Consider the following 10774-nt stretch of genomic DNA (forward strand, 5'->3'; position numbering starts at 1 on the left):
GGGCGGCCCGGTGGGCGCCGTCAGTAGGTGAAACGCGCGACCCGTTCGTGCAGGTCGGCGGACAGGGACGCGAGGTCCCTGACCTGCGAGGACACCCCGCCCAGGACGTCCGCGGAGCGCGCCGCGGCGCCCGCCACGCCGGTGATGTTCGTGGCGATCTCACCCGAGCCCGTGGCGGCCTCCTGGACGGACCGGGACATCTCGTTCGTGGTCGCCGTCTGCTCCTCCACCGCGGACGCGATGGTGAGCTGGTAGTCGTTGATCGACGCGATGATCTGGGAGATCTCCCCGATGGCCGTGACGGCCGCCGTGGTGTCGTTCTGGATGGCCTCGACCCGGCGGGCGATGTCCTCCGTGGCCTTGGCGGTCTCCTGCGCGAGCTCCTTGACCTCGCCGGCGACGACGGCGAAGCCCTTGCCGGCCTCCCCCGCCCGGGCCGCCTCGATCGTCGCGTTCAGCGCCAGCAGGTTCGTCTGCTCGGCGATGCTCGTGATGACCTTGACGACGTTGCCGATCTCCTGGCTGGACACACCGAGGCGCGCCACCTGGTCGTTGGTCGCGGCCGCGACGTCGGTCGCCTGGCTCGCCACCTTGGCGGCGTGCGAGGCGTTCTGCGCGATCTCCCGGATGCTGGCGCCCATCTGCTCGGCGCCGGCGGCGACCGCCTGCACGTTGCGGGACACCTGCTCGGCCGCCGCGGCGACGACGCCCGCCTGGGCGGACGTCTCCTGCGAGCCCGCGACCACGTCGCCGTTCGACGCGGTGAGGCTGGCGGCGGTGGTCTCGACCGAGCCGGCCGCGTCCACCACGCCCGCCAGCGTCGTGCGCAGCGACTCCTGCGCCTGGTCGAGCGCCTCGGCCATCCGGCCGGTCTCGTCCCGCCAGGGCACCTCCGCGGGGACGGTCAGGTCGCCCTCGGCCATCGCCTCGAGCGAGCCCTGCACGCTGCGCACGGCCCGGGTGATCCGGCGGATGACCAGCACCGCCAGCAGGCCGGACAGGGCGGCGCCGACGACGAACGCGCCGAGCAGCGCGACGATCGTGCGGTCCACCTCCGCGCGGCTGTCGGCGAGGATCTGGTCCACCTGCGCGTCGACCTGGCCCTGGGCCAGCGCGAGCGCGCGGCCCGCCCAGTCGGGGTCGGCCGACGCGTCGGCGCCGAGCGCGGTGCGCAGCCCGGTCAGGTCGCCCGCCTGCACGAACGGCAGCAGCGTGCCGTCGCGGTAGGCGGTCCAGGCGTCCCAGCGGGTCACGAAGTCCGCCCACTGCCGGGTGTCGGACTGCGGGTAGGCGGCGATGGCGTCGATCTGCGCGGCGACGTCGCGGTCGTTCCACGCGGAGGACTCGAGCAGCTGGGCCCGCACGGACTCGTCGGTCGCCTCCGCCGCGCGGTGCACGAGCAGGTGGCTGCGGGTCTGCGCGGTGCGCAGCTCGGACATCGCCGACTGCAGGTCGCCGGTCAGGCCGGACATCTCCTCCAGGTGCTGGCCGGCGCGGTAGAGCGCCACGGCGCCGACGCCGCCGACGAGGGCGAACGTGCCGCCCAGCACCAGCAGCGAGACGGAGATCTTCAGCGCGATCGGGCGGTCCCAGAACCAGGAGGCGCGGCTGCGCCGGGTCGCGGCCGGGGTGCCGGCCGGGGTGTGGTCGGTGGTGCGCATCAGCCCAGCTCCTCCGGCGTGTAGTAGCCGCCGTCCACGAGGACCTGGCGGTAGTTCTGGCTCGTGACCACCTGCGGCGCCAGCAGGTACGACGGCACGACCTTCACGCCGTTGTCGTACGAGGCGTTGTCGTTGGTCTCGGGCTCGGCGCCGTCCAGCAGGGCGCGCACCATCGAGACGGCGACCTCCGCGAGCTGGCGGGTGTCCTTGTAGACGGTGCCGTACTGCTCGCCCGCCGCGATCGACTTGGCGGAGGCCAGCTCGGCGTCCTGCCCGGTCACCACCGGCAGCGGCTGGGACTCCGAGCCGTAGCCGATGCCCTTGACGGCGTCGAGGATCGCGATGGAGATGCCGTCGTAGGGCGACAGCACGCCGTCCAGCCGCTTGTCCGCGTACCGCGGGAGCAGGGTCTGCATCCGGGCGGTGGCGTTCTTCGGGTCCCACGCGGCGGTGGCGATCGTCTCGAAGCCGGTCTCGCCGGACGGCACGACCAGCACCCCGGAGTCGAGGTACGGCTGGAGCACCTGCATCGCGCCGCTGTAGAACACGCTCGCGTTGTTGTCGTCGGTCGACCCGGCGAACAGCTCCACGTTGTAGGGGCCGGTCGCGCCGGTGGGCTCGCCGCCCGCGTCCAGCACGCCGAGGCCCTGCAGCAGCTGCGTGGCCTGCAGGACGCCGACCCGCGCGTTGTCGAAGGTGGCGTAGTACGCCACGTCGGGCGACTCGCGGATCAGCCGGTCGTAGGCGATCACGGGGATGTCCGCCGCGGCCGCCTCCGCCAGCACGTCCTTGAGGGCGACACCGTCGATGGAGCCGATCACCAGCGCGTCGGCGCCGGCGGCGATCATGTCCTCGAGCTGCTGGACCTGGGTGGGCACGTCGTTCTCGGCGTACTCCAGGTCCACGTCGTAGCCCAGCGCCTGCAGCTGGTCCTGGACGTTCTCGCCGTCCGCGATCCACCGCTCGGAGGTCGTGGTGGGCATGGCCACCCCGACCAGCGGGCGGCCGTCCGCGCTGCCGGCGTCCGCCTCCGCGGCCGCGCCGGCGTCGCCGGACCCGCAGCCCGCGACCGTCACCACCGCCGCCAGCGCGAGGGACGCGGCGAGCGCATTCCCCGCACGGCGACGCTTCCCGTGCCTCATCTCGACTCCCTCGTCCGGTCCGGCGGGACGCTCCCTGTCGCCGCCGTGCCCCCTGGATCGACCGGGATCACGGGGATGTGAGCGCTCCCCCGGGGTGAACGCCGGGTGAACACGCCCGCCGCGGGCGGCTGGCCCGGGCGGCGCCCGACCGCGAGGGGGTACGCGACACGTCGAGCGAGTACCCCGCGGGTACTCGCTCGACGTGTCGGTTGCTCACTCGGCGCGGCGGCGCCGGGGTCAGTAGGTGAAGCGGGCCACCCGGGCGCGCAGGTCCTCGGACATGCGCGCCAGCTCGCCGATGGAGTCGCCCATCTGGCCGAGGGTCTGCGACGAGGTCGCCGTGGCCGACGCGACGCCGGTGATGTTGGTGGCGATCTCGCCGGAGCCGGTGGCGGCCTCGGCCACCGACCGGGACATCTCGGTGGTGGTGGCGGTCTGCTCCTCGACGGCCGAGGCGATGGTCAGCTGGTAGTCGTTGATGCTCGCGATGATGTGCGAGATCTCGCCGATCGCGGTCACCGCGGCCCCGGTGTCGGCCTGGATGGCCTCGACCCGGCGGACGATGTCCTCCGTGGCCTTGGCGGTCTCCTGGGCCAGCTCCTTGACCTCGCCGGCGACGACGGCGAAGCCCTTGCCGGCCTCGCCCGCGCGGGCCGCCTCGATGGTGGCGTTGAGCGCCAGCAGGTTGGTCTGCTCGGCGATGCTGGTGATCGCCTTGACCACGTTGCCGATCTCCTGGCTGGACTCGCCGAGCCGGGTGACCTGGTCGTTGGTGGCCGCGGCGACGTCGGTCGCCTGGCCCGCGACCTTGGCGGCCTGGGACGCGTTCTGGGCGATCTCGCGGATCGAGGCGCCCATCTCCTCGGCGCCCGCCGCGACGGTCTGCACGTTGCGGGACACCTGCTCGGCCGCGGCCGCGACGACGCCGGCCTGGGCCGAGGTCTCGTCGGAGCCGGCGACCACCTGGTGCGACGCCACGGACAGCTCCTCGGCGGCCGCGGCCACCGTCTGGGCGGTCTCGACGACGCCGGACACCAGGCCGCGCAGGCTGGTCTGGGTGCGCTCGAGGTCGACCGCGAGGGTGCCGATCTCGTCGCGCCCGCTGACGCCGGACGGGACGGTCAGGTCGCCGTCGCCGGCCGCGGCCAGGGCGTGCGAGACGCCGCCGATCCGGCGGACGATGCCGCGCGCGACCACCCACGCCAGGACGCTCGCCGCGAGGGCGCCGACCAGCGCGACCAGGACCGTGATCCACACCGAGCGGGCGCCGAGCTCGTCGGTCTCCGCGGCGAGCGCCGCCGCCTGCTCCCCCTGCGAGGCGGTCTCGACCTGCATGGCGTCCATGACGCCCGTGGTCAGCGGCCGGACGGTGTCGTTGAAGTAGGTGGCGAAGCCCTCCGCGTCGCCCGCGTCGGCCATCGGGAACAGCGTGTCCTCGGCGGCGGCGTAGTAGGCGTCGAGGGCCGCGACCATCGCGTCGACGTCGTCCTGGCTGACCGCGTTCTCCCGGTACTCCTCGATGAGGGCGGCCAGGTCGCCCTGGCGCTCGGTCAGCTCGTCGGTCAGCGTCGCGCGGGTCTCGGCGTCGGCGATGCCGTACTGGATGACCCGGGCGCGGTCGCCCTGGAACGAGCGCTGGATCTCGGTGAGCTGCTGGAGCGGGGTGACGTTGCCGGAGTACATCTCGGCGGCGTCCTCGCGCAGCTGGCGCAGCGACCCGATGGCCACCGCGGTGACGACGGCGGTCATCGCCACCATCACGAGCACCGCGGTGAGGATCTTGACCAGCACCGGGCGGTCGGCCCAGAGCCGGCGCGGGGAGGCGTCGTGCTGCACGCTCATCTGTCGTTCCTTCGTCGAGGGGGGACCTACGTCCTCCCCATCGGCCGCGACGGCGGGCGCGCGAGCGGTTCTGCCGCTCAGTGAGCGGGTGGAACCGCCTCGCGCGCCCGCCGCCGCGGGGCCGGGCCGTCAGTACCGGAAGCCCGCCACCCGGCCGCGCAGGTCCTCGGACATCCGCGCGAGCTCGGCGATGGAGCCGCCCATCTGGTTGAGCGTCTGCGAGGACTCCGAGGCCGCGGACGCGACGCCGGTGATGTTCGTGGCGATCTCGCCCGAGCCGGCCGCCGCCTCGGCGACGGACCGGGACATCTCGTTGGTCGTCGCGGTCTGCTCCTCGACCGCGCTCGCGATCGTCAGCTGGTAGTCGTTGATCGACGCGATGATCTGGGAGATCTCGCCGATCGCCGCGACGGCACCGGTGGTGTCGCCCTGGATGGCCTCGACCCGGCGGGCGATGTCCTCCGTGGCCTTGGCGGTCTCCTGCGCGAGCTCCTTGACCTCCCCGGCCACGACGGCGAAGCCCTTGCCTGCCTCGCCCGCCCGGGCGGCCTCGATCGTCGCGTTCAGCGCCAGCAGGTTGGTCTGCTCCGCGATCGTCGTGATGACCTTGACGACGTTGCCGATCTCCTGGCTCGACACCCCGAGGCGCGCGACCTGGTCGTTGGTGGACCGGGCGACGTCGGTGGCCTGGCCCGCGATGCGCGCGGCCTGGGTCGAGTTCTGCGCGATCTCGCGGATCGAGGCGCCCATCTGCTCGGCGCCGGCCGCGACCGTCTGCACGTTGCGCGACACCTGCTCCGCGGCCGCGGCCACGACGCCCGCCTGCGCGGAGGTCTCGTCCGAGCCGGCGACGACCTGGTGCGACGCGGCGGACAGCTCCTCGGCCGCGGCGGCGACGGTCTGCGCGGTCTCCACCACGCCGGACACGGTGGCGCGCAGGTTCTCCTGGGCGCGGGTGACGGCGCGGGCCATCTGGCCGAGCTCGTCCGCGGAGTCGACCGCGGGGACGACCGTCAGGTCGCCGTCCGCCATCGCCTCGACGGCGCGCTGCACCTCGGTCACCTGACGGCGGATCACCTGGGCGATCACCAGGCCGACCGCGCCGACCAGCAGCACGCCGGCGGACAGCACGAACAGCAGCACCCGGGCGCCGGAGCTCGCCTCGGCCTCCGCGCTGGCGGCGGTCTGCCGCAGGAAGTCGTCGGCGCTCTTCTCCGCGGCGTCGAGGCCGGCGATCATCGCGTCGACCGCGGCCCGCGCCTCGCCCTCGTTGACGGCGTCGAACGTGGCGTCGTCACCGGCGAACGCCGCCGGCACGAGCTGCTCGTCGCGGATCTGCCGGTACTGGGCCCAGGCAGCCTGGAAGTCGGCCCAGCCCGGCACCTCGATCCCGCCGAGACCCTCCTCGAACGCGTCCGCCGCGGCCTGCAGGTCGGCGTCCGTCGCGGCGATCTCGTCCAGCGCCTCCTGCTGGTCGGCCTCGGTCGTCGACTCGCCCGCACCCGCCTCGGCGATGACCATGCGCGCCTTGATCTCCTCCTGGTGCACCAGCGCCAGCGGCGCGATGACGTCGGAGGACACGCTCTGCACGGTGCCCGTGTCGTCCGCGAGGGAGCTCATGCGCACCGAGGCGAAGGTGCCGGTGCCGACCACCACCGCGACCACGAGGGCCAGCAGCAGCAGGATCTTGGTGCGGACGCCGCGGTCGACGAACAGGGCGGCGGCGCGGCCGGTGCGGCGCTCCTGCCGACCGGACGGACCGGGCGTGCCGGCGGCGCGCGCGGGAACGGACCCGCCCGGGCCGCGCGGCGTGGGCACGCGGTCGAGGGCAGCCGTCGACGGCTTCCTCGACGTCGTGGTGACGCTCATGGTGGCTCCTCATGACTGGGCGTTGTCCCCTGCTGCGCCTCCGATCGACCGGCCGGGGTCGCACGTGAGCGGGGCCGCGGGGTGAACCCCGGGTGGAGCCCCGTCGAACGCCGCCGGCCGCGGCACCCCCGGGGGTGCCGCGGCCGGTCGGTGCGCGCGGGGCTCAGTAGGTGAACCGGGCCACCCGTCCGCGCAGGTCCTCGGAGAGCCGGGCGAGCTCGCCGATGGAGTCGCCCATCTGGTTGAGGGTCTGGGACGACTGGGTCGCGGCCGAGGCCACGCCGGTGATGTTGGTGGCGATCTCGCCCGAGCCCGTGGCGGCCTCGGCGACCGAGCGGGACATCTCCGTGGTGGTCGCGGTCTGCTCCTCCACCGCGCTGGCGATGGTCAGCTGGTAGTCGTTGATGCTCGCGATGATGTGGCTGATCTCCCCGATCGCCCCGACCGCCCCGCTGGTATCCGCCTGGATCGCCTCCACCCGGCGCGCGATGTCCTCGGTCGCCTTGGCCGTCTCCTGCGCGAGCTCCTTGACCTCGCCGGCCACGACCGCGAAGCCCTTGCCCGCCTCGCCGGCGCGCGCGGCCTCGATGGTCGCGTTGAGCGCGAGCAGGTTCGTCTGCTCGGCGATGCTCGTGATGACCTTGACGACGTTGCCGATCTCCTGCGACGACGTGCCCAGGCGCGCCACCTGCTCGTTGGTCACCGCCGCGGCGTCGGTGGCCTGACCGGCGACCTTCGCCGCCTGCGAGGCGTTCTGCGCGATCTCCCGGATCGAGGCGCCCATCTGCTCGGCACCCGCCGCCACGGTCTGCACGTTCCGCGACACCTGCTCCGCGGCCGCCGCGACCACGCCCGCCTGGGCGCTGGTCTCGTCCGACCCCGCGACCACCTGGGTCGACGCGGCCGACAGCTCCTCGGCCGCCGCCGCGACCGTGTGCGCGGTCTCGGCGACCCCCGACACCACGCCCCGCAGGCTGCCCTGGGCGGAGGCGAGGGACCGGGCCATGTCGCCGAGCTCGTCGGCCGTGCGCACCTCCGCGCCGACCGTGAGGTCGCCCTCGGCCATCGCCTCGAGCGCGTGCCGGACCTGGCTCGCGCCCTGCGCCAGCCGGCGCGACACGACGAAGCCGACGGCCAGCACGAGCGCCAGGCCCACGACCAGCAGCACGACCACGGTCACGAGGGTGCTGGTCACCAGCGCGGACGCCTCGTCGGTGCTGGCGTCGGCGACCTCGGCCACCGACTGGTTCTCCAGCGCGATCGCGTCGGCGGCGATGGTCGTCTGCGGCAGGATCTGCGCGCGGTAGAGCGCGGCGGCACCCGCCACGTCACCGTCGTCGGCCATCGGGAACAGCTCGTCGGTCGCCAGGCGGACCATCTCGTTCCAGCCCGAGTCGAAGTCGGCCCACGCCTGGTCGTTCACGGCGAGGTCGTCGTAGGCGGCCTGCTGGTCCTGGATCTTGGTGACGTACTCGGCCAGCTGGTCGCGCAGGTCGGCGCGGACCTCCGTGGACGCCGCCGGGTACTCGACCATCCGCGCGCGCCCCGCCTGCAGCGCCCGCTGCAGGTCGCTGACCTGGCCGAGCTGGGTGACGTACGCGCCCTCCTCGGCGACCTTCTCGCGCAGCTGCACGAGGCTGGTCGCGGCGGCGACGACGACCAGCACGGCCACGAGGCCGGCGGCGGCGAGCAGGCCGAGCACCTTGCCGGCGATGGACAGCCGCAGCCCGCGGGCGCGGGACGAGGCGGTGGCGGTTCGGGACATGGACGCTCCACTGCGTGCAGGGCGACGCCGACCCGCGCGGCTGGACGCGGACCGGGCGCGTCGCCGGATCGTCCTCCCCATCGGCAGGGCGCTGACCTGCATGACGATCCTCGCGGGGTGAAGTGAAGCGCTTTACGCCGTGACGCGCACGCGCCGGCACCGCGCCGCGCCCGGGCAGCAGGACGGCCCTGCCGGGCACGCGTGCTGCGTGCCCGGCAGGGCCGTCCGGGGTCGGTCAGGCGGCGGTGGCCTGGTCCACGTCCAGGACCAGCAGCAGCCGGCCGTCCAGCTTGTGCGCCCCGAGGATCAGCGGGCGCAGCGCGGCGTCGAGCGTCTCCGGCGGGGCCTCGAACGTCTCGGGGCCGACCTCCATCACGTCGCCGATCTCGTCGACCAGCAGGCTGACGGGCTCGCCCGCCACCTGCACGACGACCATCATCGGCTCCGCGTCCTCGCCCAGCGGCTCCAGGCCGAGGCGGGGCCGCAGGTCGACCGTGAGGACGACCTGGCCACGCAGGTTCACCAGGCCGGCGACGGCCGGCGGGGACAGCGGCACGCGGGTGCGGACGTGCGAGCGCAGCGCCTCCTGCACCCGGGTGACGTCGACCCCGTACAGGCTGCCGCCGAGGCTGAACGTGACGTACTGGCTCATCGGGTGGCTCCCACCAGCTCGGACCCGCCGACCTGCGTCGGGAGGTCGTCGTACGTGGAGCGGTGCTCGGGCCGCTCGTCGTAGAACGCCGCGTCCGCGGCGAGGATCGCGCGGCGCACGTCGAGCAGCTCCGTGACCTTGTCCCCGAGCACCGTGGAGCCGACCAGGCCGGCGTCCTCGATGTCGGAGTGCCGGGCCGAGTCGTCGTCGACGATGTCGACGATCTCCTTGACCACCAGGCCGACGCTGCGGCCGGCGCGGCTGTAGACCACCAGCAGCAGCTCGGAGGACTCCTCGGACCCGTAGGCGCCGAGGATCCGGTCGAGCCGCGCCAGCGGCAGGATCGTGCCGCGGTACTGCACGACCTCCCGGCCGCCGACGTACTCGACCTGGTCGGCCTGCACGTGCTCCAGGCGGGCGACCGACGCGAGCGGCATGGCGACCTGGCGGCCGCCGCCGATCCCGACGACCAGCACCTGCTGGGTGTCGCGGACCGCGTTCGCCGCGGCGTTGTCGTGCGCGTCGCGGGCGGCGACGTCGAGCTCGCCGGCCAGGGCGCGGCGGGCGATGGCCTGCACGTCCAGGATCAGCGCGACGTGGCCGTCGCCCAGGACCGTGGCCCCGGAGTACGCGCCGATCGACTTCAGGCGCGCGGACAGCGGCTTGACCACGATCTCCTCGGTGTTCAGCACCCGGTCGACCAGCAGGCCGAACCGCTGCTGGTCCGACTGGACCACGGCGATGACCGCGTTCTCCGGGCGCTCGCCGCCGACCTCGAGGACCTCCGAGAGCGGCACGAGCGGCAGCAGCTCCCCGCGCAGCCGGTACACGGCGGCCTCGTGGATGTGCTCGATGCCGGACTCCGAGCGCTGCGAGTCGAGCGCCACGAGCTCCAGCAGATTCACCTGCGGGATCGCGTACAGGTCGCCGCTGCACTCCACCGTCAGCGCCGGCATGATCGCCAGCGTCAGCGGGATGCGCAGCCGCCACGTGGTGCCGCGGCCCACGACCGAGTCGACCTCGACCGCGCCGCCGATCGCCTCGATCTTGGTGCGCACGACGTCCATGCCGACCCCGCGGCCGGACACGTTGGACACGACCTCGGCGGTCGAGAAGCCCGGCAGGAACAGCAGCTGCAGCAGGTCGGCCTGGCCCATCGACGCGACCTGGTCGGCCGTGCGCAGGCCCTTCTGGACCGCCTTGGCGCCGATCTTCTCCGGGTCGATGCCCCGGCCGTCGTCGGCGACCTCCACGACCACCTGGCCGGACGCGTGGTACGCGCGCAGCCCCAGGACGCCCTTCGGCGCCTTGCCGGCCGCGACGCGGTCCGCCGAGGCCTCGATGCCGTGGTCGACCGCGTTGCGCACCAGGTGCGTCAGCGGGTCCTTCACGGCCTCCAGCAGGCTGCGGTCGAGCTCGGTGTCCCCACCGGACAGCTCCAGCTGCACCTCGCGGTGGCAGGCGGCCGCGACGTCGCGGACCATGCGCGGCATCTTCGACCACAGGTGCTCGATGGGCTGCATGCGGGTCTTCATGACCCCCTCCTGCAGCTCACCGGCGATGAGGTTGAGGCGCTGCGCCGAGCGCGCGAGGTCGACGTCGTCCGTGCCGCCCGCGAGCCGGCTGATCTGGTTGCGGGCCAGGACCAGCTCGCCGACCTGGCGCATGAGGGCGTCGAGCAGGTCGACGTCCACGCGGATGGACGCGTCGGCGGCGCCGCCCCGCAGGGAGCCGAGCTCCTCGGTGGGCGCCGGCGGCGCGGCGGGCGCGGCGGCGGCCGGGGCCGGGGCGGGCGCCGGGGCGACCGGCGGCACGGCCTCGACGACCGGGGCGGGCGCGGGCG

7 protein-coding genes are annotated in these 10774 nt (G+C 74.1%); all 7 read right to left on the reverse strand.

Going from position 1 to position 10774, the window contains the following annotated elements; genetic code table 11:
* Nucleotides 1-20: 20 nt before the first annotated feature.
* On the reverse strand, nt 21-1661 hold the full coding sequence (locus tag G6556_RS04410) for a methyl-accepting chemotaxis protein (protein ID WP_166938939.1): 1641 nt from the start codon (nt 1659-1661) through the stop codon (nt 21-23).
* Complete coding sequence (gene chvE / locus G6556_RS04415; RefSeq protein WP_166938941.1) at nt 1661-2803, reverse strand: multiple monosaccharide ABC transporter substrate-binding protein; 1143 nt, start codon at nt 2801-2803, stop codon at nt 1661-1663. Before chvE ends, G6556_RS04410 begins: the two co-directional genes overlap by 1 nt.
* Nucleotides 2804-3040: 237 nt before the next feature.
* Nucleotides 3041-4645, reverse strand: a complete 1605-nt coding sequence (locus G6556_RS04420) for a methyl-accepting chemotaxis protein (RefSeq protein WP_166938943.1) — start codon at nt 4643-4645, stop codon at nt 3041-3043.
* 129 nt (nt 4646-4774) lie between these two features.
* Nucleotides 4775-6514 carry a methyl-accepting chemotaxis protein gene (locus tag G6556_RS04425; protein ID WP_166938944.1) on the reverse strand — a complete coding sequence of 580 codons (1740 nt, stop codon included), beginning with the start codon at nt 6512-6514 and terminating at the stop codon, nt 4775-4777.
* Between the two features lie 163 nt (nt 6515-6677).
* Nucleotides 6678-8279, reverse strand: coding sequence for a methyl-accepting chemotaxis protein (locus G6556_RS04430; RefSeq protein ID WP_166938946.1), 1602 nt, complete (start codon nt 8277-8279; stop codon nt 6678-6680).
* 235 nt (nt 8280-8514) lie between these two features.
* Nucleotides 8515-8931, reverse strand: coding sequence for a chemotaxis protein CheW (locus G6556_RS04435; RefSeq protein ID WP_147795556.1), 417 nt, complete (start codon nt 8929-8931; stop codon nt 8515-8517).
* Nucleotides 8928-10774, reverse strand: a 1847-nt coding sequence (locus G6556_RS04440) for a chemotaxis protein CheA (RefSeq protein ID WP_166938948.1), incomplete at its 5' end; no start/stop codon positions are given. The genes G6556_RS04435 and G6556_RS04440, both read right to left, overlap by 4 nt.

It is taken from the genome of Cellulomonas sp. IC4_254 (assembly GCF_011603975.1).
In the GTDB taxonomy this organism is placed as follows: Bacteria; Actinomycetota; Actinomycetes; order Actinomycetales; family Cellulomonadaceae; genus Cellulomonas.